The organism is uncultured Aquabacterium sp. (assembly GCF_913773725.1).
Taxonomy (GTDB): domain Bacteria; phylum Pseudomonadota; class Gammaproteobacteria; order Burkholderiales; family Burkholderiaceae_C; genus Aquabacterium.
In genome coordinates, this window is the sequence record NZ_CAJYGK010000016.1 from 27,505 (window position 1) to 49,849 (window position 22,345).

The 22,345-nt window shown below is 64.4% G+C and carries 29 protein-coding genes and 2 tRNA genes; 8 read left to right on the forward strand and 23 right to left on the reverse strand.

The window, feature by feature from the left end; all coding sequences use genetic code 11:
• Position 1: 1 nt before the first annotated feature.
• The 5 genes from benB to QZ709_RS01225 all read left to right on the forward strand — a co-directional run bounded on the left by benB (position 2) and on the right by QZ709_RS01225 (position 5,108).
• The gene (gene benB / locus QZ709_RS01205; RefSeq protein WP_294635543.1) at positions 2 to 490 is read left to right on the forward strand and encodes a benzoate 1,2-dioxygenase small subunit; all 489 of its coding nucleotides are present in this window, start codon (positions 2 to 4) and stop codon (positions 488 to 490) included.
• Between the two features lie 61 nt (positions 491 to 551).
• The gene (benC, locus tag QZ709_RS01210; RefSeq protein ID WP_294635544.1) at positions 552 to 1,559 is read left to right on the forward strand and encodes a benzoate 1,2-dioxygenase electron transfer component BenC; all 1,008 of its coding nucleotides are present in this window, start codon (positions 552 to 554) and stop codon (positions 1,557 to 1,559) included.
• A gap of 13 nt (positions 1,560 to 1,572) precedes the next feature.
• Positions 1,573 to 2,349 (forward strand): 1,6-dihydroxycyclohexa-2,4-diene-1-carboxylate dehydrogenase, encoded by a 777-nt coding sequence (locus QZ709_RS01215; protein ID WP_294635545.1) that lies wholly within the window; start codon positions 1,573 to 1,575, stop codon positions 2,347 to 2,349.
• A 133-nt stretch (positions 2,350 to 2,482) separates the two neighbouring features.
• Positions 2,483 to 3,823, forward strand: coding sequence for an MFS transporter (locus QZ709_RS01220; RefSeq protein ID WP_294635546.1), 1,341 nt, complete (start codon positions 2,483 to 2,485; stop codon positions 3,821 to 3,823).
• Between the two features lie 142 nt (positions 3,824 to 3,965).
• Positions 3,966 to 5,108: a porin gene (locus QZ709_RS01225; protein ID WP_294635547.1), complete on the forward strand. Its 1,143-nt coding sequence runs from the start codon at positions 3,966 to 3,968 to the stop codon at positions 5,106 to 5,108.
• A gap of 72 nt (positions 5,109 to 5,180) precedes the next feature.
• Here QZ709_RS01225 and QZ709_RS01230 read toward each other — a convergent pair whose 3' ends face one another.
• A complete protein-coding gene (locus QZ709_RS01230; RefSeq protein WP_294635548.1) occupies positions 5,181 to 5,567 on the reverse strand; it encodes an HU family DNA-binding protein in 387 nt (128 codons plus the stop codon).
• A gap of 175 nt (positions 5,568 to 5,742) precedes the next feature.
• Entirely contained in the window at positions 5,743 to 6,726 is a 984-nt protein-coding gene (locus QZ709_RS01235) for an LLM class flavin-dependent oxidoreductase (RefSeq protein ID WP_294635549.1), read from the reverse strand.
• Between the two features lie 141 nt (positions 6,727 to 6,867).
• Here QZ709_RS01235 and QZ709_RS01240 point away from each other — a divergent pair, with 141 nt between their 5' ends.
• Complete coding sequence (locus tag QZ709_RS01240; protein WP_294635550.1) at positions 6,868 to 8,127, forward strand: sugar MFS transporter; 1,260 nt, start codon at positions 6,868 to 6,870, stop codon at positions 8,125 to 8,127.
• Between the two features lie 147 nt (positions 8,128 to 8,274).
• On the opposite strand, the gene QZ709_RS01245 is transcribed toward QZ709_RS01240, so the two are convergent.
• A tRNA-Met gene (locus QZ709_RS01245) sits at positions 8,275 to 8,351 on the reverse strand.
• Between the two features lie 170 nt (positions 8,352 to 8,521).
• Here QZ709_RS01245 and QZ709_RS01250 point away from each other — a divergent pair.
• Positions 8,522 to 9,328: an IclR family transcriptional regulator C-terminal domain-containing protein gene (locus QZ709_RS01250; RefSeq protein ID WP_294635551.1), complete on the forward strand. Its 807-nt coding sequence runs from the start codon at positions 8,522 to 8,524 to the stop codon at positions 9,326 to 9,328.
• A 119-nt stretch (positions 9,329 to 9,447) separates the two neighbouring features.
• Here QZ709_RS01250 and QZ709_RS01255 read toward each other — a convergent pair.
• The 19 genes from QZ709_RS01255 to QZ709_RS01345 form a co-directional block, all read right to left on the reverse strand.
• Positions 9,448 to 9,524, reverse strand: a tRNA-Met gene (locus QZ709_RS01255).
• Between the two features lie 126 nt (positions 9,525 to 9,650).
• Complete coding sequence (rplQ, locus tag QZ709_RS01260) at positions 9,651 to 10,046, reverse strand: 50S ribosomal protein L17 (RefSeq protein ID WP_294635552.1); 396 nt, start codon at positions 10,044 to 10,046, stop codon at positions 9,651 to 9,653.
• A 93-nt stretch (positions 10,047 to 10,139) separates the two neighbouring features.
• Entirely contained in the window at positions 10,140 to 11,129 is a 990-nt protein-coding gene (gene rpoA / locus QZ709_RS01265) for a DNA-directed RNA polymerase subunit alpha (protein WP_294635553.1), read from the reverse strand.
• Positions 11,130 to 11,271: 142 nt separating this feature from the next.
• Positions 11,272 to 11,895, reverse strand: coding sequence for a 30S ribosomal protein S4 (rpsD, locus tag QZ709_RS01270; protein ID WP_294635554.1), 624 nt, complete (start codon positions 11,893 to 11,895; stop codon positions 11,272 to 11,274).
• A 296-nt stretch (positions 11,896 to 12,191) separates the two neighbouring features.
• The gene (rpsK, locus tag QZ709_RS01275) at positions 12,192 to 12,596 is read right to left on the reverse strand and encodes a 30S ribosomal protein S11 (RefSeq protein WP_035036296.1); all 405 of its coding nucleotides are present in this window, start codon (positions 12,594 to 12,596) and stop codon (positions 12,192 to 12,194) included.
• Positions 12,597 to 12,625: 29 nt separating this feature from the next.
• Positions 12,626 to 12,988: a 30S ribosomal protein S13 gene (rpsM, locus tag QZ709_RS01280; RefSeq protein WP_294635555.1), complete on the reverse strand. Its 363-nt coding sequence runs from the start codon at positions 12,986 to 12,988 to the stop codon at positions 12,626 to 12,628.
• Positions 12,989 to 13,026: 38 nt separating this feature from the next.
• Positions 13,027 to 13,140, reverse strand: coding sequence for a 50S ribosomal protein L36 (gene rpmJ, locus QZ709_RS01285; RefSeq protein ID WP_035036301.1), 114 nt, complete (start codon positions 13,138 to 13,140; stop codon positions 13,027 to 13,029).
• Between the two features lie 213 nt (positions 13,141 to 13,353).
• Positions 13,354 to 14,664: a preprotein translocase subunit SecY gene (gene secY, locus QZ709_RS01290; protein WP_294635556.1), complete on the reverse strand. Its 1,311-nt coding sequence runs from the start codon at positions 14,662 to 14,664 to the stop codon at positions 13,354 to 13,356.
• 60 nt (positions 14,665 to 14,724) lie between these two features.
• Positions 14,725 to 15,159, reverse strand: a complete 435-nt coding sequence (gene rplO / locus QZ709_RS01295) for a 50S ribosomal protein L15 (protein WP_294635557.1) — start codon at positions 15,157 to 15,159, stop codon at positions 14,725 to 14,727.
• Positions 15,160 to 15,181: 22 nt separating this feature from the next.
• Entirely contained in the window at positions 15,182 to 15,364 is a 183-nt protein-coding gene (gene rpmD / locus QZ709_RS01300; RefSeq protein ID WP_109037602.1) for a 50S ribosomal protein L30, read from the reverse strand.
• A 16-nt stretch (positions 15,365 to 15,380) separates the two neighbouring features.
• Entirely contained in the window at positions 15,381 to 15,899 is a 519-nt protein-coding gene (gene rpsE, locus QZ709_RS01305; protein WP_294635558.1) for a 30S ribosomal protein S5, read from the reverse strand.
• A 29-nt stretch (positions 15,900 to 15,928) separates the two neighbouring features.
• Positions 15,929 to 16,288, reverse strand: a complete 360-nt coding sequence (gene rplR, locus QZ709_RS01310) for a 50S ribosomal protein L18 (protein ID WP_294635559.1) — start codon at positions 16,286 to 16,288, stop codon at positions 15,929 to 15,931.
• Between the two features lie 14 nt (positions 16,289 to 16,302).
• Entirely contained in the window at positions 16,303 to 16,836 is a 534-nt protein-coding gene (gene rplF / locus QZ709_RS01315) for a 50S ribosomal protein L6 (RefSeq protein WP_294635560.1), read from the reverse strand.
• A gap of 15 nt (positions 16,837 to 16,851) precedes the next feature.
• Positions 16,852 to 17,247, reverse strand: a complete 396-nt coding sequence (gene rpsH / locus QZ709_RS01320) for a 30S ribosomal protein S8 (RefSeq protein ID WP_294635561.1) — start codon at positions 17,245 to 17,247, stop codon at positions 16,852 to 16,854.
• Between the two features lie 30 nt (positions 17,248 to 17,277).
• Positions 17,278 to 17,583, reverse strand: coding sequence for a 30S ribosomal protein S14 (rpsN, locus tag QZ709_RS01325; RefSeq protein ID WP_294635562.1), 306 nt, complete (start codon positions 17,581 to 17,583; stop codon positions 17,278 to 17,280).
• An 8-nt stretch (positions 17,584 to 17,591) separates the two neighbouring features.
• Positions 17,592 to 18,143: a 50S ribosomal protein L5 gene (gene rplE, locus QZ709_RS01330; protein WP_294635563.1), complete on the reverse strand. Its 552-nt coding sequence runs from the start codon at positions 18,141 to 18,143 to the stop codon at positions 17,592 to 17,594.
• 11 nt (positions 18,144 to 18,154) lie between these two features.
• The gene (rplX, locus tag QZ709_RS01335; RefSeq protein ID WP_109037609.1) at positions 18,155 to 18,472 is read right to left on the reverse strand and encodes a 50S ribosomal protein L24; all 318 of its coding nucleotides are present in this window, start codon (positions 18,470 to 18,472) and stop codon (positions 18,155 to 18,157) included.
• A gap of 30 nt (positions 18,473 to 18,502) precedes the next feature.
• Positions 18,503 to 18,871: a 50S ribosomal protein L14 gene (rplN, locus tag QZ709_RS01340; protein ID WP_088286487.1), complete on the reverse strand. Its 369-nt coding sequence runs from the start codon at positions 18,869 to 18,871 to the stop codon at positions 18,503 to 18,505.
• A 260-nt stretch (positions 18,872 to 19,131) separates the two neighbouring features.
• Positions 19,132 to 20,034, reverse strand: a complete 903-nt coding sequence (locus tag QZ709_RS01345; RefSeq protein WP_294635564.1) for a LysR family transcriptional regulator — start codon at positions 20,032 to 20,034, stop codon at positions 19,132 to 19,134.
• A 117-nt stretch (positions 20,035 to 20,151) separates the two neighbouring features.
• On the opposite strand from QZ709_RS01345, the gene nfsB reads away from it, so the two are divergent.
• On the forward strand, positions 20,152 to 20,805 hold the full coding sequence (gene nfsB / locus QZ709_RS01350) for an oxygen-insensitive NAD(P)H nitroreductase (RefSeq protein WP_294635565.1): 654 nt from the start codon (positions 20,152 to 20,154) through the stop codon (positions 20,803 to 20,805).
• A gap of 61 nt (positions 20,806 to 20,866) precedes the next feature.
• Here nfsB and tldD read toward each other — a convergent pair whose 3' ends face one another.
• Positions 20,867 to 22,327, reverse strand: coding sequence for a metalloprotease TldD (gene tldD, locus QZ709_RS01355; protein ID WP_294635566.1), 1,461 nt, complete (start codon positions 22,325 to 22,327; stop codon positions 20,867 to 20,869).
• Positions 22,328 to 22,345 lie beyond the last annotated feature (18 nt).

The following is a 22,345-nucleotide window of genomic DNA, read 5'->3' on the forward strand; positions in this document are numbered from 1 at the left end:
CATGAGCATGACCATCGAACAAGTTCAGGCCTTTCTGTACCGCGAAGCCCGTCTGCTGGACGACAAGCAGTGGGACGAGTGGCTGACCTGCTACCACCCCGCCGCCGAGTTCTGGATGCCCTCGTGGGACGACGACGGCGAGCTGACGCGCGACCCGCAGTCCGAGATCTCGCTGATCTACTACGCCAACCGCGGCGGCCTGGAAGACCGTGTCTTCCGCATCAAGACCGAGCGCTCCGCGGCCAGCACGCCCGAGCCCCGCACCGGCCACAACATCCACAACGTGGAGATCGTGTCCCAGCAGGGCGAGCAGCTCGAGGTGCGCTTCAACTGGCACACCCTGAGCTACCGCTACCACACCACGGACAGCTACTTCGGCACCTCGCACTACACGATCGACCTGACCAGCGGCCAGCCGCTGATCAAGCGCAAGGTGGTCGTGCTGAAGAACGACTACATCCGCCACGTCGTCGACGTCTACCACATCTGAGTCTGCTGCCCCTGCCGTGCACCGCGCGCCAGGGGCCTCACTCATCACGGAGGTCCCCCTCATGCCTCACCAGATTGCCCTCCAGTTCGAAGACGGTCTCACCCGTTTCATCGAAGCCAACGCCACCGAGACGGTCGCCGATGCGGCCTACCGCCAGGGCGTGAACATCCCCCTCGATTGCCGTGACGGCGCCTGCGGCACCTGCAAGTGCTTTGCCGAATCGGGCCAGTACACGATGGGCGAGTACATCGACGACGCCCTCAGCGACGACGAAGCCAAACAGGGCTACGTGCTGACCTGCCAGATGCGCGCGCAGAGCGACTGCGTGGTGCGCGTGCCCGCCTCGTCGGCCGTGTGCCGCACCCAGCAGGCCGAGTTCAACGCCGCCATCAAGGAAGTGCGCCAGCTCTCGCCCAGCACCATCTCGCTGAGCCTGCAGGGTGATGCGCTCAACAAGCTCGCCTTCCTGCCTGGTCAGTACGTCAACCTGAAGGTGCCCGGCAGCAACCAGACGCGCGCCTACTCCTTCAGCTCGCTGCCCCGCAACGGCGAGGTCTCCTTCCTGATCCGCAACGTGCCGGGCGGGCTGATGAGCTCCTTCCTCACCAGCCTGGCCAAGCAGGGCGACGCCATGTCCCTGGCCGGCCCGCTGGGCAGCTTCTACCTTCGCGAGATCAAGCGCCCGCTGCTGCTGCTGGCCGGCGGCACCGGCCTGGCGCCTTTCACCGCCATGCTCGAGAAGATCGCCGAAGAAGGCAGCGCCCACCCGCTGCACCTGATCTACGGCGTCACCAACGACGCCGACCTGGTCGAGATGGACAAGCTCCAAGCGTTTGCTGCCCGCATCCCCAACTTCACGTTCACCGCGTGCGTGGCGAACGCCGACAGCCCGTATCCCCACAAGGGCTACGTGACCCAGCACATCGAGCCCAAGCACCTCAACGAAGGCGAGGTCGACATCTACCTGTGCGGCCCGCCTCCGATGGTCGAAGCCGTGAGCCACTTCATCCGCGAACGCGGCATCCAGCCGGCCAACTTCTATTACGAGAAGTTCGCAGCCAGCGCCTGAACGGGAGCCCACCATGACACCCCGTTTCCAAGGCAAGGTGGCCGTCGTCACCGGCTCTGCGCAGGGCATCGGCCGCGGCGTGGTCGAGCGCATGCTGGCCGAAGGTGGCCGCATCGTGGCCGTCGACCGTGCCGAGATCGTGCACGAGCTGCGCGAGCTGCCCGGCGCGGCCGACCGCATCCTCACCCTCACGGCCGACCTCGAACGCAACGCCGATTGCGAGCGCGTGATGGCCGAGGCCGTGCGCCACTTCGGCCGCATCGACATCCTCGTCAACAACGTCGGCGGCACGATCTGGGCCAAGCCCTTCGAGCACTACGCCGAGCACGAGATCGAGGCCGAAGTGCGCCGCTCGTTGTTCCCGACGCTGTGGTGCTGCCACGCGGCCCTGCCGATCATGCTCGAGCAGGGCCAGGGCGCCATCGTCAACGTCTCGTCGATCGCCACGCGCGGCGTCAACCGTGTGCCCTATGGCGCAGCCAAGGGCGGCGTCAACGCACTCACGGCCTGCCTGGCCTTCGAGACCGCCGAACGCGGCGTGCGTGTGAACGCCACAGCCCCGGGTGGCACCGAAGCCCCGCCGCGTCGCATCCCGCGCAACACGGCCGAACAGACCGAACAGGAGAAGGTCTGGTATCAGCAGATCGTCGACCAGACCAAGTCGTCGAGCCTGATGAAGCGCTACGGCACGATCGACGAACAGGTCGGCGCCATCCTCTTCCTCGCCTCGGATGAGGCCTCGTACATCACCGGCGTCGTGCTGCCGATCGGTGGTGGCGACATGGGCTGAACCCAGCCCCACATCTCTCACAAGAACCACAGGCTCGGTCCACGAGCCACCCGCTCTTTCCCCTCCGTCAGGCGTGGCCCTCCCCGCGCCTGACGCTCTCGAGCAACCCCTACCCCTCATGGTGGAGACAACAATGAACAACATCGATGTATCCAAGGTCATCGACCAGGCGCGGTTCAACCGCTTTCACTGGACGGTGCTCTTCTGGTGCGCCCTCATCATCATCTTCGACGGCTATGACCTCGTCATCTACGGCGTAGCCCTGCCCGTGCTGATGAAGGAATGGAACCTCACCCCGCTGCAGGCGGGAGCTCTGGGCAGCTATGCCCTGTTCGGCATGATGGCCGGCGCCCTCGTCTTCGGCCCCCTGTCGGACCGCATCGGCCGCAAGAAGGCGATCACGATCTGCGTGATCCTGTTCAGTGGCTTCACCGTCTTGAACGGCTTCACGACCAACCCCACCGAGTTCGGCATCTGTCGCTTCATCGCCGGACTCGGCATCGGCGGCGTGATGCCCAACGTCGTCGCGCTGATGAGCGAGTACGCTCCCCAGAAAATCCGCAGCACGCTGGTGGCCATCATGTTCAGCGGCTACTCGGTCGGCGGCATGCTGTCGGCTGGCCTCGGCATGGTGCTGCTGCCGAGCTACGGCTGGCAGTCGGTGTTCTACATCGCCGGCATCCCCCTGCTGCTGCTGCCCCTCATCATGAAGTTCCTGCCCGAGTCGGTCGGCTTCATGGTCAAGGAAGGTCGCACGGAGGAAGCTGCCGCGGTGCTGTCCCGCGTCGAGCCCACCTTCAAGATGAAGGCCGGCGACCAGCTGGCCGCTCCGGCCGGCAAGGCCAAGGGCGGCAACGTGCTGCAACTCTTTCGCGAAGGCCGCGCCCTGCAAACCGTGATGCTGTGGGTCGCCTTCTTCTGCTGCCTGTTGATGGTCTACGCCCTGGCCTCCTGGCTGCCCAAGCTGATGACCAAGGCCGGCTATGGCCTGGGCTCTTCGCTGAGCTTCCTGCTGGTGCTCAACCTCGGCGCGATCTTCGGCGCCGTCGGCGGCGGCTGGCTGAGCGACAAGATGAACATGCCGCGCGTGCTGGCGGTGTTCTTCGCCATCGCCGCCACCTCCATCAGCCTGCTGGGCTACAAGAGCTCCACCGAAGTGCTGTACATCCTGATCGCCATCGCCGGCGCCACGACCATCGGCACGCAGATCCTGCTGTACGCACTGGGCGCGCAGTTCTACGAGATGAGCATCCGCTCCACAGGCCTCGGCTGGGCCTCCGGCATCGGCCGCAACGGCGCCATCGTGGGCCCGATCCTGGGTGGTGCCCTGCTGGCCGCCGAACTGCCGCTGCAGGCCAACTTCCTGGCCTTCGCCATCCCCGGCGCCGTGGCCACCGTGGCGATGATCGTGTTCGCCCTGCGCCAGCAGACACGCCGCACCCACGAGCCCAAGCTCGCCACCTCGGCCGCCTGACCGGCCTTCGCCGTGCGGGGGCCTTGCCCCCCGGCGCCCGGGCGGCCAGATCGCTGCCGCCCTCCCCCTCACATCACCACACGACCGGGTCACACGCTGAACCCGGCAGGGCGCGCCTGCGCCCGACACCAGGAGACACCCCATGAACAAGCCCTTCTCTCGCACCGTCTTGACCGCGGCCCTGGCCCTGAGCGCCGCAGCCACCCATGCGCAGACCAGCAACGTGACGCTGTACGGCACGCTGGACCAGTATCTGAATTACATGAAGAGCAGCTCGGGCAAAAGCCTGACCTCGCTGAACGACGGCGCCCTGATGCGCAGCCGCCTGGGCTTTCGTGGCACCGAAGATCTTGGCGGTGGCTTGGCCGTGAAGTTCAACCTCGAACACGGTCTGTATGCCGACTCCGGCAAGCAGAACGACAGCACGCGCTTCTTCGACCGCCAGGCCTGGGTTGGCCTGGCCACGCCGTATGGCGAGTTCCGCGCCGGTCGGCAGAACTCGGTTGCCTTCGTCCGCAGCGCCGACGTCGATTACAGCGGCCGCACGCTGGGCTCCCTGGCCAACTGGTACGCCCTCACCGCGCGTTACGACAACGACCTGACGTACATCTCGCCACGCGTGAGCGGGTTCGTGTTCGAGGCCCACTTCGCGCCTGGCGAACAAAGCACCGGCAGCCCCTCCAGCAAGGCGGTCTGGCAGTTCGCCGTCGACTACGCCAACGGCCCGGTGCGGGCAGGCTTCACCGGCGTGCGGGCCCGACCGGCGGCCAACTCGGCTGTGGGCCGCACCATCGTGTTCGACAACCTGTATGCCAACTACGACTACGGGCAGGGCAAGGTGTACGCATCGGTGATCCGCAGCAATGCCACCACCGACTCGGCCAGCGGCCCGCTGCAAGGCAACAACGCCGGCCTGCTGCTGGGCGCCACCGGCACGCTGGTGTCCGGTGCCGCCGGCACCGCGGCCGACGCCAACCGATTCCACAACGTGGTGCAGTTGTCGGCCGATTACCGCGTGTCGAGCGCGCTGCGCGTGGGCGGCATGGTCGGTCGCATTTACGACACATCGAACGCCAAGCAAGGAGCCACCGGCGCCTCGCTGGGGGCGTTCTATGACCTGTCGAAACGGACCACGCTGTACGCAATGGGCGAGGTGCTGAGCAACGACCGCAACGGAGGCTTCGTGCTGTCCGGCTCGGCCGCCGTGCTGCCCAACTTCGAAGCCGCCGACGTCAACGGACAACGTCTGAAGGCCATGCAGCTGGGCGTCCTCCACCGCTTCTGACCTGCAGCGGCGGTCCCTCAAGCAAAACGGCTCCCCGCGGGGAGCCGTTTTGCCATTCGGACGCGGGGCGTCTTACTTCTTGGCCGCCTTCTTGGCAGCGGGCTTGGCTGCAGCCTTCTTGGCCGCGGCCTTCTTGGCGGCCGGCTTGGCTTCGGCCTTGGCGCCAGCCTTGCGGGCTGCGGCCTTCGGATCGACAGCGGCCTTGAAGCCGGCGCCCGGCGTGAACTTGGGCAGCTTGGCTGCGGCGATCTTGATCTTCGCGCCGGTGCTCGGGTTCACGCCGTTGCGGGCAGGGCGGGCGTGCAGCTTGAACGAACCGAAACCGGGGATGGTCACGGCTTCGCCCTTCTTGACGGCACCGACGACGGTGTCCAGCAGGGTCTCCAGAATGCGACCGGCTTCAGCCTTCGACAGCTCGTGCTGGTCGGCCAGACGTTGGATCAGATCGGACTTGTTCATTGTGGCGTTGAATGAATGGCACCCGCACAAACCGGGCGGCCTATTGTGCCGTATCCAGCAGGGTCTTTTGCAGGGGCCATGCGCGGGAATGCCCCATCCCTTGGGGGTGCAGGCCTCGTCCCCTGCCGACAACCCCGATGCCATCGGACTTCTGAGGTGACGCGCTCCGCCGAATTCAATAAGGCCAGGCTTCCTTGAGCAAGGCGAACGAACGTCGACGCGCGTCGTGATCGAAAATCTGGGCCGTGACCATGAACTCGTCGGCCCCCGTCTGCTCGGTCAGCGCCCGCAGTTGGGCCACGGCTTCCGCCTGGTTCCCGACCACCGTGCAGGCCAGGACACTGTCCAGCATGGCCCGCACGTTGGGGGGCAGCGTGGCGTCGAAGTCGTCGCGGGGTGGGGGCAAGGGCACGGGTCGCCCTGACCGCAGGGCCACGAAGGCTTGCTGCAACGAGGTCATCAGCCGGCGGGCCTCCTCGCTGGTGTCTGCCACAAAGGCATTCACGCCCAGCATCACATAAGGCTTGCTCAAGGCCGCCGAAGGCTGGAACCGCTGCCGGTACAACGTGATTGCATCGGCCATCTGGGCCGGCGCGAAGTGCGATGCAAAGGCATAAGGCAGGCCCAGGTGGGCGGCGAGCTGTGCACCGTAAAGGCTGGACCCGAGGATCCACAGCGGCACATCGGCGCCTTCGCCAGGCACCGCCCGCACCCCAGACGGAGCTCGACCCGCAAAGTAGGCCTGCAGCGTCAGCACGTCGCGGTCGAAGTCTTCCGGGGCCCCCTGAAGCGGCCGTCGCAAGGCGCGCGCCGTGGCCGGATCCGAGCCTGGTGCCCGCCCGAGACCCAGATCGATCCGCCCCGGGTAGAGCGCCGCCAGTGTCCCGAACTGCTCGGCCACCTGCAGCGGCGAATGGTTGGGCAACATGATCCCGCCCGCCCCGACGCGAATGCGTTGCGTGCCCCCGGCCACGTGCGCGATCAGCACCGCAGTGGCAGCGCTGGCAATGCCCGGCATACCGTGGTGCTCGGCCAGCCAGTAGCGACGGTAGCCCAGCGCTTCGGTGTGTCGGGCCAGGTCAAGGGTGCGCGCGAACGAGGTCGCAGCGTCACTGCCTTCCGTGATGGGAGAGAGATCGAGAACGGAGAGGATGCTCATGTCGTCATCATGCCGAGAGCCAGTCAGACGCGGCGCCGACAGGGATTAAGGCCCGGATGACTCGCTATCCAGTGATGATTTAATAATTCATTAAACTTATCGGTTTCTATCTCGGCGCCCTCGTGTGCCGCGCCCTCGACCATGAACACCCGACACACCCGGCCGCTGGCGGTCCTGACCTCGTTGTTCTTCATGTGGGGTCTCATCACCTCCTTGAACGACATCCTGATCCCGCACCTCAAGGCGATGTTCTCGCTGAGCTACGTGCAGGCCATGCTGATCCAGTTCTGCTTCTTCACGGCCTATTTCGTGGTGTCCCTGCCTGCCGGCCGATTGCTGCAGCGCATTGGCTACCAGCGCGGCCTCATCGTGGGCCTGTGTACGGTGGGCGTCGGCTGTCTGCTGTTCTATCCGGCCGCCGCGCTGCAGACCTACCCGCTGTTCCTAGGCGCCCTGTTCGTGCTCGCCAGCGGCATCACGCTGTTGCAGGTGGCGGCCAACCCCTACGTCACCCTGCTGGGTGCCCCCGAGACGGCGTCATCGAGACTCAACCTCACACAGGCCTTCAACTCGCTCGGGGCCACGCTTGGGCCGCTGGTTGGTGCCGCCACCATCCTCGCCTCGGCAGACCACGCGGCGGCCGCAACGCAGTCCGATGCAGTGCAGGGGCCGTACCTGGTGCTCGCCGCTGTGCTTTTCCTGCTGGCCGCCGTCGTGGCGTCCTTCAAGCTGCCTGACGCCCGGGTCATCGAGCGCAGTGGCCATCGTCGCGGCGCCTTGCCCGACACGCAGGGTCAAAGCCTGTGGGCTTACCGTCATCTCGTCCTGGGCGCGGTCGGCATCTTCACCTATGTGGGCGCCGAAGTCAGCATCGGCAGCTTTCTGGTCAACCTGATGAACGATCCGCTGATCGCCAACCTCAGCCACGAAGAAGCGGGGCGCCACCTCGCCCTCTACTGGGGTGCCGCCATGGTGGGTCGTTTGCTCGGCAGCGCCCTGATGCAGCGCGTGCGGGCCAACCGGGTGCTCATGGTCGCGGCCCTGGTCAACGCCCTGTTGATTGCTGGGGCCATGCTCGCGGGCGGTCACGCAGCCATGTGGTTGCTGATCAGCGTGGGAATCTTCAACTCCATCATGTTCCCGACGATTTTTTCACTGGCCCTGGAAGGCCTGGGTGAACTCACCAGCCGGGGCTCGGGGCTGTTGTGCATGGCCATCGTCGGGGGCGCGATCGTCCCCCTCGCGCAGGCGCTGCTGGCTGACCACCTCAGCCTCCTGATGTCCTTCGTGGTGCCCCTGACCTGCTACGTGTTCATCGCCTGGTACGGCGGCGCGGGCTTCCGCCCTCGGGTCGGGACCTCCGATCTGCACGCCCTGCCTGGGCGCCCACGGCCCCACTGAGAGCGCCAGGCCCGGCGGCTGCAATGGGCGCCGCCCGCTGGAACCCACGGCGGGCCGCCGTCCCCGACTCGGCATGCGCAACAGACGCGCGGGGCCAGGAAAGCAAAAAGGTCTTCACGGTTGCCGTGAAGACCTTTTTCTTTGATTTGGTTGCGGGGGCTGGATTTGAACCAACGACCTTTGGGTTATGAGCCCAACGAGCTACCAGACTGCTCCACCCCGCGACAGAGACATAGATGATAGCACGATTTCAATGCGCATCGCAAATGTGCACGCATCTGAACAGGACTCGGGGCCAACCCGGATGCATGCCGACAAAACAGTCAGGACAATACGACACTTGTTCTTACAACGCACTTATGTTCTATAAACGAACACGCATGCGTCCTCTGCCATGTCCTCGCACCCATCCCTCCCGTTCGCGCCACAGGCCGCTCAGCCACTGACCTTCAATCCACGAGACCTGATTGGTGGACTCGAGAAGGGCTTGGCCGTCATTGAGGCCTTTGACCTGGACAAGCCTCGGCTGAGCATCACGGAAGTCGCCAACCGGGCCGGCTTGAGTCGCGCTGCCGCGAGACGCTACCTGCTCACCCTGACGCAGATCGGGTACGCCCATTTCGACGGCCGCCGCTTTTCCCTCACCCCCCGGGTGCTCCGGCTCGGGCAGAGTTACATGCATTCCGCACGACTGCCGCGGCTCATCCACCCCAAGCTCACCCACCTCGTTCAGCAGACGGGGGACGCAAGTTCGGCGGGGGTTCTGGACACCGACGATGTCATCTCGATTGCCGCCTGCAGCAGCAGCCCGCACTTGTCACCTCGCCTCCAGGCCGGCACGCGGGCACCCGCGTACTGCACTGCGAACGGTCGGGTACTCATGGCGTTCGAACCCGAAGCACGATGGGAGTCGTGGCTCGCACGCCAGCGCCTGCTGCCCCTCACGGCAAGGACGGTCACCAACGCCGCCGCCTTGCGCCAGGAGCTGCTGCGCACGCGGGACCGCGGCTTCGCCATCGTGGACCAGGAGCTCGAACCCGACCTGCGCACTCTCGCGGTGCCCCTCTACAACAGCAGCGGACGCGTGGTGGCCGCTCTGAACCTCGGCGTCAGCGCCAGCCGCTATTCGGTCGATGAACTGGCGACACGCGGCCTGCCCCTGCTGCGCCAAGCTCAGGCAGAGCTGCGTGCCCTCATCTGAACGTCAGGTCCGAGCGCCGTGCGGCGCGTCGAATCGGAAAACAAAAAAGCCATCCGACAACGCAATGTGTGGATGGCTTCTTGATGCTCGGTGGATCTGGTCGATCCACCAAGATGATGTGGTTGCGGGGGCTGGATTTGAACCAACGACCTTTGGGTTATGAGCCCAACGAGCTACCAGACTGCTCCACCCCGCGGCAGAGACATAGATTATGGCATGAAAACGGCGCCCCAGGTGTCGGGCCTGCAATAAAAAACCCGCCGGCTTGCGCAGGCGGGTTCTTGCGGTGAGCGCTTGCTGTCAACCAGCCCGCTTGCTCCCCTTACTCGGCGGCGGCTTCCGGTGCAGCAGCGGCTTCTTCCGTACGTTCCACCAGTTCCATGTAGGCCATCGGAGCGTTGTCGCCCACGCGGAAACCCATCTTCAGAATGCGCGTGTAGCCACCGGGGCGCTTGGCGAAGCGCGGGCCCAGCACGTTGAACAGCTTGACCACGTTGTCGCGGTTGCGCAGACGGTCAAAGGCCAGACGCTTGTTGGCCAGCGTGGGTTCCTTGGCCAGGGTGATCAGCGGCTCGACGATGCGACGCAGTTCCTTGGCCTTGGGCACGGTGGTCTTGATGGCTTCGTGCTCGATCAGCGAGTTGGCCATGTTGCGGAACATGGCAGCGCGGTGAGACGAAGTACGGTTCAGTTTACGGAGTCCATTTCCGTGACGCATGGTGCTGTCCTTTCTTTATCAAAAACCGACGGCCGGATGAAGGTACCGCCGGGTGCACCGGGTGGCCCTTGAGAACCACCCACTTTCAAAAAATCAACGCTTGTCCAGACCTTGGGGCGGCCAGGCTTCCAGGCGCGAGCCCAGAGCCAGACCACGGGAAGCCAGCACTTCCTTGATCTCGTTGAGCGACTTGCGACCCAGGTTCGGGGTCTTGAGCAGCTCGGTCTCGGTGCGCTGGATCAGGTCGCCGATGTAATAGATGTTCTCGGCCTTCAGGCAGTTGGCCGAACGCACCGTCAGTTCCAGCTCGTCCACCGGACGCAGCAGGATCGGATCGAACGTCGCGCCCGGCTTGCCCGGCGCTTCGAAGATGCCGGCGGCATCCGGACCTTCCAGCTGGGCGAACACCGCCAGCTGTTCAACGAGGATCTTGGCCGAGGCACGGATCGCGTCTTCCGGCGAGATGGCGCCGTTGGCCTCGATCTCCATGACCAGCTTGTCCAGGTCGGTGCGCTGCTCCACACGGGCGCTTTCGACCGTGTAGCTCACGCGGCGGACCGGCGAGAACGAGGCATCCAGCACGATGCGGCCGATGACCTTGCTCGACTCTTCGCCATAGCGACGGACGTTGCCAGGCACATAACCACGGCCCTTCTCGACCTTGATCTGCATGTCCAGCTTGCCGCCTTGCGACAGGTGGGCGATGACATGACCAGGGTTGACGATTTCCACGTCGTGCGGGGTCTGGATGTCTGCGGCCGTGACGGGACCTTCGCCGTCCTTGCGCAGCACCAGGGTGACTTCGTCGCGGTTGTGCAGACGGAACACCACGCCCTTGAGGTTCAGCATGATGTGGACCACGTCTTCCTGCACGCCATCGATGGCCGAGTACTCGTGGAGCACGCCAGCGATCGTGACTTCCGTGGGCGCGAAACCGACCATCGACGACAGCAGCACGCGACGCAGCGCGTTGCCGAGGGTGTGGCCATAGCCGCGCTCGAACGGTTCGAGCGTGACCTTGGCGCGGTGACCGCCCAGCGGTTCCACCTGGATGGCTTTGGGTTTCAGCAAATTGGTTTGCATGAGGTCTTCCTGTCAATACCCTCGGCTCGTTACACCGATAAGGCTGCTGGACCAACCGGAGCACATGCCCCGGCCCTGAAATACAAAATGCACAAGGCCACGCGACACGACCACCGGTCGTGCGGCGCAGCCCTGAGTCGCATCAACGCGAATACAGTTCGACGATCAGCGATTCGTTGATGTCCGAACCGAACTCGTCACGGTCCGGGGTCTTCTTGAAGACGCCTTCCAGCTTGGCGCCGTCAACCTGAACCCAGCCCGGCAGGCCGATGGACTCGGCCAGCTTGTAGGCTTCCTGAACGCGGACCTGCTTTTTGGCCTTTTCGCGCACGGCGACCACGTCGCCGGACTTGACCATGTACGACGGGATGTTGACGACCTGGCCGTTCACGACCACGCCCTTGTGGCCCACCAGCTGACGGGCTTCAGCGCGCGTCGAGGCGAAACCCATGCGGTAGACGACGTTGTCCAGGCGCGATTCCAGCAGGCTCAGCAGGTTGCCACCGGTGTTGCCCTTGCGGCGCTCGGCCTCGGCGAAATAGCGGCGGAATTGCTTTTCCAGCACGCCGTACATGCGCTTGACCTTCTGCTTTTCACGCAGTTGCAGACCGAAGTCCGAGGTGCGCGAGCCCGAAGTGCGGCCGTGCTGACCGGGCTTGGTGTCGAACTTGGCCTTGTCGCTGATCGGGCGACGGGCGCTCTTGAGGAACAGATCGGTGCCTTCGCGGCGGGCCAGCTTGGCCTTGGGTCCGAGGTAACGTGCCACTTGTCGTGTCCTTGTGATGTGTCTGACGTCAGCCAGCCCCCTCGACGGAGAACATGGACCGACGCGAGTCTGCCGATGATGATGGGCAGACGGTGGGCTTCAGATCTGCTGCGGCGAACGCACGCGCTGCCGCAACAACAGAAAACTTGCCATTATAGCAAGCTGGTCTTTGCGAGCCCCTCGGCACACAGGCGCCTGTAGGGATCACGCAACGACAAAACTCGCGCGACCTGACATCAGGTCGTGCGAGGTGGGCGAATCGACCCGGCGGAGAACCCGGGCCTACTCAAACCGGATCAGATGCGGCGACGCTTCTGGGGGCGGCAACCGTTGTGCGGCACCGGCGTCACATCAGAGATCGAGTTGATGCGGATGCCCAGCGAAGCCAGGGCGCGCACCGACGACTCGCGACCGGGGCCCGGGCCCTTGATCTCGACGTCGAGGTTCTTGATGCCTTGCTCTTGAGCCGCACGGCCAGCCACTTCCGCAGCCACCTGGGCAGCGAACGGGGTGGACTTACGCGAGCCCTTGAAGCCTTGACCACCCGACGAAGCCCAGGACAGTGCATTGCCCTGGCGATCGGTGATGGTGATGATGGTGTTGTTGAACGAAGCGTGCACGTGGGCGATGCCGTCCGCAATGTTCTTGCGGACCTTCTTGCTCACACGACGGGCAGCGCTGTTCGCAGGTGCTTTAGCCATAGATACTTTCTTTCGAAAACGAAGCCCGATTACTTCTTACCGGCAATCGCCTTACGCGGACCCTTGCGGGTGCGGGCGTTGGTGCGGGTGCGCTGACCACGGCAGGGCAGACCACGACGGTGGCGGAAGCCACGGTAGCAGCCCAGGTCCATCAGGCGCTTGATGTTCATCGAGAGTTCGCGACGCAGGTCACCTTCGATGGTGAGCTTACCCACTTCCTCACGGATCTTTTCCAGATCGCCGTCAGTCAGTTCCTTGATCTTCTTGTCGAAGGGAATGCCTGCAGCCGCGCAGATCTTCTGCGCGGTGGTGCGACCAATGCCGTAGATCGAAGTCAGACCGATTTCGGTGTGCTTGTGCGGCGGAATGTTGATGCCAGCAATACGTGCCATAACTGTCCTCTGAACGCTTGTGTCGCCCGGCCAGGCGATCAGCCTTGACGCTGCTTGTGACGCGGGTCGGTGCAGATCACACGAACCACGCCCTTGCGGCGGATGATTTTGCAATTACGGCACATCTTCTTGACGGATGCCGAGACTTTCATGGTCTTCTCCTGAACCGCTGAGTGCTCAGCGGAAATTCGCCCACGTTTCCGGGGTCACCAAACCCAGCTCACTTCGCCCGGAACACGAGGCGAGCACCACGCTTGTTGAAGCCCAGGCTGCCAACCCGGCCGCGGCAATGCGAAACCTAGCATTGTGCCGCAAAACCAGGCCGCTTGGGAAGGGCCTCTGGCTGATCGAGGGGCGAAGCCGCCTCAATTCGCCTTGAAATTTGCCTTCTTCAGCAGCGAGTCGTACTGCTGAGACATGACGTAAGACTGCACCTGCGCCCAGAAGTCCATCGTGACGACCACGATGATCAGCAGCGAGGTACCGCCGAAATAGAAAGGCACGTTGTACTTCAGCACGAGGAACTCGGGCAGCAGGCACACGGCCGTGATGTAGACCGCGCCGACCAGGGTCAGACGGGCCAGGATCTTGTCGATGTAACGGGCCGTCTGGTCGCCAGGACGGATACCCGGAATGAACGCGCCGCTCTTCTTGAGGTTGTCTGCGGTCTCACGGCTGTTGAACACCAGTGCCGTGTAGAAGAAGCAGAAGAACACAATGGCGACCGAGTACAGGATCACGTAGATCGGTTGACCCGGCGACAGGGCCGACGCCAGATCCTTGAGCCAGCGCATGCTGTCACCGGTCGCGAACCAGCCCACGGCGGTCGTCGGCAACAGGATGATCGACGAGGCGAAGATCGGCGGAATGACACCAGCCATGTTGATCTTGAGCGGCAGGTGCGAGGACTGGCCGCCGTACACGCGGTTGCCGACCTGGCGCTTCGCGTAGTTGACCAGGATCTTGCGCTGACCCCGCTCGACGAACACGACGAGGTAGGTCACGGCGACGACGAGGGCCACAATGAAGATGGCAGCCGGAATGCTCATCGAGCCCGTGCGGATCAGCTCGAACAAGCCACCCAGCGCACCGGGCAAGCCGGCTGCAATGCCGCCGAAGATCAGAATCGAGATGCCATTGCCCAGACCGCGCTCGGTGATCTGCTCACCCAGCCACATCAAAAACATGGTGCCGGCCGTCAGGCTGACCATCGTGGTCATGCGGAAGCCGAAACCAGGGTTGACCACCAGGCCCGCCGTGCCTTCGAGGGCCACTGCGATACCGAAGGACTGGAACAGCGCCAGACCGAGGGTCGCATAACGGGTGTACTGCGTGATCTTGCGACGCCCCGCCTCGCCTTCCTTCTTCAAGGATTCGAGGGTGGGCACCACATAGCCCATCATCTGCATGATGATGGACGCGGAGATGTAGGGCATGATGCCCAGCGCAAACACGGTGAAGCGCGACAGCGCCCCGCCCGAGAACATGTTGAACAGGCTCAGGATGCCGCCCTGCTGCCCCTTGAACAACTGTTGCAGCTGGGCCGGGTCGATACCGGGCACGGGAATGTGCGCGCCAATGCGGTAGACGACCAGCGCCAGCAGCAGGAAGACCAGACGACGCTGGAGGTCGCCGAACTTGCCGCTTTGTGCCAGTTGAGAGGGAGAGGTTGCCACGCTGAGTCCTGTTCAGGCTTTGACGTTCAATGCTTGCGCGATTGCCGACGGTTGTCCGGCTTATTCAGCCAGCGAGCCGCCAGCGGCTTCGATCGCGGCCTTGGCGCCAACGGTGGCGCCGATGCCCTTGAGCACGACCTTGCTGGTCAGTTCGCCCGACTTGATCACCTTGACCACCTTGGCCAGTTGGGGGATCAGGCCGGCTTGCTTCAGCACCAGGACGTCGACTTCGGCGGCGCCCAGAGCCTGCAGTTCACCCAGGGTGACTTCGGCGTTGTACTTCAGCAGGTGCGACTTGAAACCGCGCTTCGGCAGACGGCGCTGCAGCGGCATCTGACCGCCTTCGAAACCGACCTTGTGGTAGCCACCCGAACGCGACTTCTGACCCTTGTGACCGCGACCAGCGGTCTTGCCCAGGCCGGAGCCGATGCCGCGGCCGACACGGCGCTTGGCATGCTTGGCACCCGAGGCGGGCTTGATGCTATTGAGTTCCATGGTATTCCCCAGAGTCAGGTGCTTACAGCACCACGACCATGTAGCGGACCTTGTTGATCATGCCGCGCACGGCGGGCGTGTCTTCCAGAACAGCGGTGCTGTTCATGCGACGCAGGCCCAGGCCCTTCACGGTGGCGCGGTGGTCGGCCTTGGTGCCGATCACGCTGCGGACCAGCTTGACGGTAACGGTTTTCTTTTCGCTCATGTCAGCTCTCCCGCGATCAGTTGAAGATCTCTTCAACAGTCAGACCGCGCTTGGCAGCGACTTCGGACGGCGTCGTGGCCTTGGCCAGGGCGTCGAACGTGGCGCGAACCATGTTGTACGGGTTCGACGAACCGAGGCTCTTGGCCACGATGTCGGTGATGCCCATCACTTCGAAGACAGCGCGCATCGGGCCGCCCGCGATGATGCCGGTACCGGCGGGAGCCGGGGCCAGCAGCACCTTGGCTGCGCCGTGTTCGCCGGTCACGTTGTGGTGAACGGTACCGTTCTTCAGCGAGACCTTCAGCATGTTGCGACGTGCCTGGTCCATGGCCTTTTGCACGGCCAGGGGCACTTCACGCGCCTTGCCCTTGCCCATGCCGATGCGGCCATCGCCATCACCGACCACGGTCAGGGCTGCGAAACCCATGATCCGACCGCCCTTGACCACCTTGGTCACGCGGTTCACCTGGATCATCTTTTCGCGCAGACCGTCGTCGCGACCTTCGTCTGCTACCTTGGGTTGAAACTTAGCCATTTGAAATTCCTTCCGGTTGCCGACGCGGCTTAGAACTGCAGGCCGGCTTCACGCGCGGCTTCAGCCAAGGCCTTGATGCGACCGTGGTACTGGTAGCCAGCGCGGTCGAAAGCGACCTTCTCGACACCAGCGGCCTTCGCCTTCTCGGCGATGCGCTTGCCGATCAGGGCGGCTGCAGCAGCGTTGCTGCCGCTCTTGACCTGCTCGCGGACTTCCTTCTCGGCGGTCGACGCGGTGGCGATAACCTTGCTGCCGTCGCCAGAAATGACGGAGGCGTAGATGTGCAGGTTCGAACGGGTGACCGTCAGACGCACGGCGCCTTGCAGAGCGATACGGGCACGGGTTTGACGTGCACGACGCAGGCGCTGTTCCTTCTTGCTCAATGCCATGATGAATCAGCTCCTTACTTCTTCTTGGTCTCTTTCAGGACCACGCGCTCGTCCGCATAGCGGATGCCCTTGCCCTTGTAGGGCTCAGGCGGACGGAACGCACGCACTTCGGCAGCGATCTGGCCGACGACCTGGCGGTCGGCGCCCTTGATCAGGATCTCGGTCTGAGACGGGGTCTCGACCTTGATGCCGGCCGGCATGTCCTTCACCACGGGGTGGGAGAAACCGATAGACAGGTTCAGCTTCTGACCTTGGGCCTGGGCACGGAAGCCCACGCCCACCAGGGTCAGCTTCTTCTCGAAGCCCTTGGACACACCGTTGACGGTGTTGGCCAGCAGGGCGCGGAAGGTGCCGGACATGGCATTGGCTTCAGCGGTTTCGTTGGCCGGCGCGACCTTCAGCGTGGTGCCGTCTTGCGTGACGGTGACCAGGCTGCTGATCGGCAGGCTCAGGGTGCCGTTGCCGCCCTTGACGGTGACGGCTTCAGCGGAAATCTTGACGTCCACACCTTGAGGGACGGCAATCGGCATTTTTCCAACGCGGGACATTGCGATGCTCCTCTATCAGGCGACGTAGCACAGCACTTCGCCACCGATACCGGCAGCGCGGGCCTTGCGGTCGGTCATCACACCCTGCGGGGTGGTCACGATGGCAACACCCAGGCCGTTCATGACCTGAGGAATGCTGTGACGACCCTTGTAGATGCGCAGACCGGGACGGGACACACGCTCGATGCGCTCGATGACCGGGCGACCAGCGTAGTACTTCAGTGCAATTTCCAGCACAGGCTTGGCAGCCTCACCGGTGACGGCAAACCCGTCAATGTAGCCTTCGTCCTTCAGGACCTGGGCGATCGCGACTTTCAGCTTAGACGACGGCACCGACACGCTGGCCTTGTCGACCATTTGCGCGTTACGGATGCGGGTCAGCATGTCGGCGATGGGATCACTCATGCTCATGGGATAACTCCTGTTCGTGCCCTGCTGGGATTACCAGCTCGCCTTGGTGACACCGGGGATGTCGCCAGCAAAAGCCAGTTCACGGATCTTGGTACGACCCAGACCGAACTGACGGAAGGTGCCACGGGGGCGACCAGTCAGGTTGCAGCGTGCGCGCAGACGGGTCGGGTTGGCATTGCGGGGCAGCTTTTGCAGTTCAAGACGGGCGGCGTAACGCTCTTCTTCCGACTTCTTGGCGTCATCGATGATGGCCTTCAGTTCGGCGTACTTCTTGGCGTACTTGGCAACCAGCTTTTCGCGCTTTTCTTCGCGTTGCTTCAGGGAAACTTTTGCCACGGTGGACCTCAGTTCTTGAACGGGAACTTGAAAGCCTGCAGCAGAGCCTTGGCTTCATCGTCAGACTTCGCCGTCGTCGTGATGCTGATGTTCAGACCACGGATGGCATCGATCTTGTCGTACTCGATTTCCGGGAAGATGATCTGTTCCTTGACGCCGACGTTGTAGTTGCCGCGACCGTCAAACGAACGACCCGAGATACCGCGGAAGTCACGCACGCGGGGCAGCGAGATCGTGACGAAACGGTCCAGGAATTCGTACATGGTGACGCCACGCAGGGTGACCATGCAGCCGATGGGCATGTTTTCGCGGATCTTGAAACCGGCGATGGCCTTGCGCGACATGGTGACCACGGGCTTCTGGCCGGCGATCTTGGTCAGGTCGCCCACGGCGTGTTCCATGACCTTCTTGTCCGACACGGCTTCCGAGACACCCATGTTCAGGGTGATCTTGGTCAGGCGCGGCACTTCCATGATCGACTTGTAGCCGAACTTGGTCATCAGTTCGGGGACGATCTTTTCGCGATACAGCTTCTGCAGGCGAGCTTGTTGTTGAGCCATGTGGAACCTCGTCAAGCCTTGATTTCTTCGCCGCTGGACTTGTAGACGCGCACTTTCTTGCCGTCTTCCAGGAGCTTGATGCCGACGCGGTCAGCCTTGCCGGAGGCAGGGTTGAAGATCGCCACGTTGGACTGGTGGATGGGCATGGTCTTGTCGACGATGCCGCCGGTGGTCCCCTTCAGGGGGTTCGGCTTGACGTGCTTCTTGGCGACGTTCACGCCGTCGACCAGCAGGTGGTCGGCATCGACGCGAGCGGCCACGGTGCCACGCTTGCCTTTGTCACGGCCGGTCAGAACGATGACCTGGTCGCCTTTGCGAATCTTGTTCATGTGAGCGGTCCTTTGCGTTGCACCGAGGGATTACAGAACCTCGGGGGCGAGCGACACGATCTTCATGAAGCGCTCGGTACGCAGTTCACGCGTGACCGGGCCGAAGATGCGGGTGCCGATCGGCTCCAGCTTGGCGTTGAGCAGCACAGCGGCGTTGCCATCAAACTTCACCAGGGAGCCGTCTTGACGACGGACGCCCTTGGCGGTGCGCACGACCACAGCGCTGTAAACCTCGCCCTTCTTGACGCGGCCACGCGGTGCGGCTTCCTTGATGCTCACCTTGATGATGTCGCCGATGCCGGCGTAACGACGCTTAGAGCCACCGAGCACCTTGATGCACATGACGCTCTTAGCACCCGTGTTGTCAGCGACGTCCAGTCGCGATTGCATTTGGATCATGGTGTACCCCAACTTGGCCCGGCCGGCTGCGCAAACCACTTGCGCAACAACGGACGGTCAGTCTTGGGCCCGTAGAACGGGCGGATCTGAATAGACGACAGACTCTGAGAGTACCTGCCGCAGCGCCAATGCTTCGAATTCGTTCCGGGAATTCGAAGCATCCACGAGGGATACCAGGCCAAAGCCAATGCCGTTTATTCAGCGAAGCTTTGCATTATCACTCACTCTGCGCAAGCGGTCAAGTGCTTCGTGCAAGAAGATCAGGGCGAGGGCTGTGGCAGGGCCTGCAGCAGGTGCGCATGGAGCAGCCGCACCGCCGGGCTCAGCTGGCGGCGGTCGGCGCACAGCAGGTTGAGGGGCGTGGGCTCACCCTGCCAGAGGGGGCACACGGCGACCAGCCGGCCAGCCTGGAGGTCCTGCTCGACATCCAGTCGCGACTTGTAGGCGACACCCAGCCCCGCCAGGGCCCAGGCACGCACCACTTCACCGTCATCGGCAACCCGGTCCCCCCGGACCTCGACCCGCTCGATCTCGCCCTGTGGCGAGGTGAAGATCCAGGTGTCGTACACAGCATCGCCGCGCGTGTAGCACAAGGCGTTGCAATGAGCGAGGTCGCGCGGGTGCTCGATCGGGCCCTGGCGGCGGAGGTAGTCCGGCGCGGCCACCAGCACGCGCCGGTTGTGGGGGGCCAGGGGCAGGCACACGAGGCTGGAGTCCGTTGGGGCGCCATAGCGGATGAGGACGTCCACCGGTTGCCCGAACACGTCGGCGAGGCGATCGGAGAGGTGCAGGCGCAACCGGATCTGCGGGTGTCGCGCCAGGAAGTCGTCAAGGGCCGGGCGCAGCACGTGGCGGCCCAAGTCGGATGGCACCGACACCTGGAGATGCCCGAGCACCTCGACCTGGCCGGACTGCAGGCAGGCGCGCGCCTCGGCCAGCGCGTCGAGGGCCTGCCTGGCGGAGACCAAGAACCGTTCACCCTGGGGTGTCAGCCGCTGGCGACGGGTGGTGCGCAGCAGCAAGGGCACGCCCAGCTCGGCTTCCAGCCGCTTGATGGCCAGACTGGCCGCCGCCGGGGTGAGCCCCAGGCGTCTGGCCGCGGCAGTCAGGCTGCCGGCCTCGACCGTCATGGCGAAAAGCTGAAGGTCGAGCAGGGCTTTCATGGCGCCATTATCAACAGCAGGTTGAAAGATATTCAACAGTAAGGCTGTTTTTCAACACAGAAGAATCAATCATGATGAGCTCCCCGCGCCTGTCGCGCTTCTTTTCTGTCCTGCACCATGAACATCGCCGACCTTGTCCAGACCCGCCGCACCACGAAGGCCTTCGACCCCGCCCGCAAGCTGACGGCAGACCAGGTGGCGCAGATCGAGACCTTGTTGCGCTTCGCCCCGTCGTCGACCAATGCCCAGCCGTGGCACTTCGTCATCGCGAGCACCGAAGAGGGCAAGGCCCGCCTGGCCGACACCTTTGCTGGCGCCCATGGCTACAACGAGCCCAAGATCCGGAATGCCTCGCATGTGGTGGTGCTGTGTGCCCGCCAGGCACTGACGGACGACCATCTCGCCCAGGTGCTGGCGCAGGAGCAGGCCGATGGCCGCTTCGCAGACGACGCCGCCCGCGCCGGTCAGCACGCGGGCCGCGCCCATTTCGTGAACCTGCACCGGTTCGAGCGGCGCGACGCGCAGCATTGGGCCGACAAGCAGGTGTACATCGCGCTGGGCTTTCTGCTGCTGGGGGCCGCCGCGCTGGGGGTGGACGCCTGCCCGATCGAGGGCTTCGATCAGGGCGCGGTCGACGCGGCGCTGGGCTTGCGCGAGAAGGGGCTTTCCAGCGCCGTGGTGGTGGCGCTGGGTTTCAGCGCGGCATCGGACTTCAACGCCCGACTGCCGAAGTCACGCCTGCCGCTGAACGAGGTCATCACGCGCATCTGAGCTGCGCCACAACGACAAGGGGCGCCCGATGCGCCCCTTTTTGAATGTTGCCCGTCCGCGGTCAGGCCGTGCCGCCGACCGTCAGGCCGTCGATGCGCAGGGTGGGCTGGCCGACGCCCACCGGCACGGACTGGCCTTCCTTGCCGCAGGTGCCGACACCGGAGTCCAGCGCCAGGTCATTGCCGATCATGCTGACGCGGGTCATGGCGTCGGGGCCGTTGCCGATCAGGGTCGCGCCCTTGACGGGGTACTGGATCTGGCCCTTCTCGACCCAGTAGGCCTCGGACGCGGAGAACACGAACTTGCCGGACGTGATGTCGACCTGGCCGCCGCCGAAGTTGACGGCATACAGGCCGCGGTCGATGGAGGCAACGATTTCCTTCGGGTCCCGGTCGCCAGCCAGCATGTAGGTGTTGGTCATGCGCGGCATCGGCAGGTGGGCATAGCTTTCGCGGCGGCCGTTGCCGGTGGGCGCGGTCTTCATCAGCCGGGCGTTGGTGGCGTCTTGCATGTAGCCGCGCAGGATGCCGTCTTCGATCAGCACGGTGCGCTGGGTGGGCTGGCCTTCGTCGTCGATGTTGAGCGAGCCACGGCGGTCGGGCAGCGTGCCGTCGTCGAGCACGGTCACGCCCTTGGCGGCCACACGCTGACCGATGCGGCCGGAGAAGACGCTCGAGCCCTTGCGGTTGAAGTCGCCTTCGAGGCCGTGGCCGACGGCCTCGTGCAGCAGGATGCCGGGCCAGCCGTTGCCGAGCACGACGGTCATTTCGCCCGCGGGTGCCGGGCGCGCCTCAAGGTTGACCAGCGCGGCATGCACCGCCTGATCGACGTAGCCCTGGGTGATGGCGGGGGTGAAGTAGCTCAGGTCATGGCGGCCACCACCGCCGGAGGAGCCGACCTCGCGGCGACCGGCCTGCTCGGCGATCACGGTGAGGGACAGGCGGATCAGCGGGCGGACGTCGGCGGCCAATGTGCCGTCGGCGCGTGCGATCAGGACGACGTCGTATTCGCAGCCCAGACCGGCCATGACCTGCACGATGCGGGGGTCCTTGGCGCGGGCGCGCTTCTCGACGTCCTCGAGCAGGGCCACCTTGGCGGCGCTGTCGAGCGAGGCAATGGGGTCGAAGCCGCCGTAGAGCGTGCGGCTGGGCGCGATGGTGTGGCCGCCGACCTTGACCCGGCGGCTCTGGCCAGCCGAGGCGATGGTGCGCACGGTGCGGGCGGCGTCAAGCAGCGCGGCTTCGGAGATGTCGTCGGAATAGGCGAAGGCGGTCTTCTCGCCGGCGATGGCGCGCACGCCCACGCCTTGGTCGATGCCGAAGCTGCCGGACTTGACGATGCCCTCTTCCAGGCTCCAGCCTTCGCTGCGGGTGTACTGGAAGTAGAGGTCGGCGTCGTCGACGCGGTGCTCGGTGATGACCTTGAGGGCCTTGAGCAACGAGGATTCATCGAGACCGAAGGGCGCGAGCAGGAGCTCACGGGCGGTCTGCAGGCGGGCGATGGTGGCTTCGACGGCGATCATGGGGGCCATTGTAGGCAT

Coding starts and splice junctions, on each gene's coding strand:
- benB (WP_294635543.1), top strand. CDS start 2: ATGAGCATGACCATCGAACAAGTTCAGGCCTTTCTGTACCGCGAAGCC.
- benC (WP_294635544.1), top strand. CDS start 552: ATGCCTCACCAGATTGCCCTCCAGTTCGAAGACGGTCTCACCCGTTTC.
- QZ709_RS01215 (WP_294635545.1), top strand. CDS start 1,573: ATGACACCCCGTTTCCAAGGCAAGGTGGCCGTCGTCACCGGCTCTGCG.
- QZ709_RS01220 (WP_294635546.1), top strand. CDS start 2,483: ATGAACAACATCGATGTATCCAAGGTCATCGACCAGGCGCGGTTCAAC.
- QZ709_RS01225 (WP_294635547.1), top strand. CDS start 3,966: ATGAACAAGCCCTTCTCTCGCACCGTCTTGACCGCGGCCCTGGCCCTG.
- QZ709_RS01230 (WP_294635548.1), bottom strand. CDS start 5,567: ATGAACAAGTCCGATCTGATCCAACGTCTGGCCGACCAGCACGAGCTG.
- QZ709_RS01235 (WP_294635549.1), bottom strand. CDS start 6,726: ATGAGCATCCTCTCCGTTCTCGATCTCTCTCCCATCACGGAAGGCAGT.
- QZ709_RS01240 (WP_294635550.1), top strand. CDS start 6,868: ATGAACACCCGACACACCCGGCCGCTGGCGGTCCTGACCTCGTTGTTC.
- QZ709_RS01250 (WP_294635551.1), top strand. CDS start 8,522: ATGTCCTCGCACCCATCCCTCCCGTTCGCGCCACAGGCCGCTCAGCCA.
- rplQ (WP_294635552.1), bottom strand. CDS start 10,046: ATGCGTCACGGAAATGGACTCCGTAAACTGAACCGTACTTCGTCTCAC.
- rpoA (WP_294635553.1), bottom strand. CDS start 11,129: ATGCAAACCAATTTGCTGAAACCCAAAGCCATCCAGGTGGAACCGCTG.
- rpsK (WP_035036296.1), bottom strand. CDS start 12,596: ATGGCTAAAGCACCTGCGAACAGCGCTGCCCGTCGTGTGAGCAAGAAG.
- rpsM (WP_294635555.1), bottom strand. CDS start 12,988: ATGGCACGTATTGCTGGCATCAACATTCCGCCGCACAAGCACACCGAA.
- rpmJ (WP_035036301.1), bottom strand. CDS start 13,140: ATGAAAGTCTCGGCATCCGTCAAGAAGATGTGCCGTAATTGCAAAATC.
- rplO (WP_294635557.1), bottom strand. CDS start 15,159: ATGGAACTCAATAGCATCAAGCCCGCCTCGGGTGCCAAGCATGCCAAG.
- rpmD (WP_109037602.1), bottom strand. CDS start 15,364: ATGAGCGAAAAGAAAACCGTTACCGTCAAGCTGGTCCGCAGCGTGATC.
- rpsE (WP_294635558.1), bottom strand. CDS start 15,899: ATGGCTAAGTTTCAACCCAAGGTAGCAGACGAAGGTCGCGACGACGGT.
- rplR (WP_294635559.1), bottom strand. CDS start 16,288: ATGGCATTGAGCAAGAAGGAACAGCGCCTGCGTCGTGCACGTCAAACC.
- rplF (WP_294635560.1), bottom strand. CDS start 16,836: ATGTCCCGCGTTGGAAAAATGCCGATTGCCGTCCCTCAAGGTGTGGAC.
- rpsH (WP_294635561.1), bottom strand. CDS start 17,247: ATGAGCATGAGTGATCCCATCGCCGACATGCTGACCCGCATCCGTAAC.
- rplE (WP_294635563.1), bottom strand. CDS start 18,143: ATGGCTCAACAACAAGCTCGCCTGCAGAAGCTGTATCGCGAAAAGATC.
- rplX (WP_109037609.1), bottom strand. CDS start 18,472: ATGAACAAGATTCGCAAAGGCGACCAGGTCATCGTTCTGACCGGCCGT.
- rplN (WP_088286487.1), bottom strand. CDS start 18,871: ATGATCCAAATGCAATCGCGACTGGACGTCGCTGACAACACGGGTGCT.
- QZ709_RS01345 (WP_294635564.1), bottom strand. CDS start 20,034: ATGAAAGCCCTGCTCGACCTTCAGCTTTTCGCCATGACGGTCGAGGCC.
- nfsB (WP_294635565.1), top strand. CDS start 20,152: ATGAACATCGCCGACCTTGTCCAGACCCGCCGCACCACGAAGGCCTTC.
- tldD (WP_294635566.1), bottom strand. CDS start 22,327: ATGATCGCCGTCGAAGCCACCATCGCCCGCCTGCAGACCGCCCGTGAG.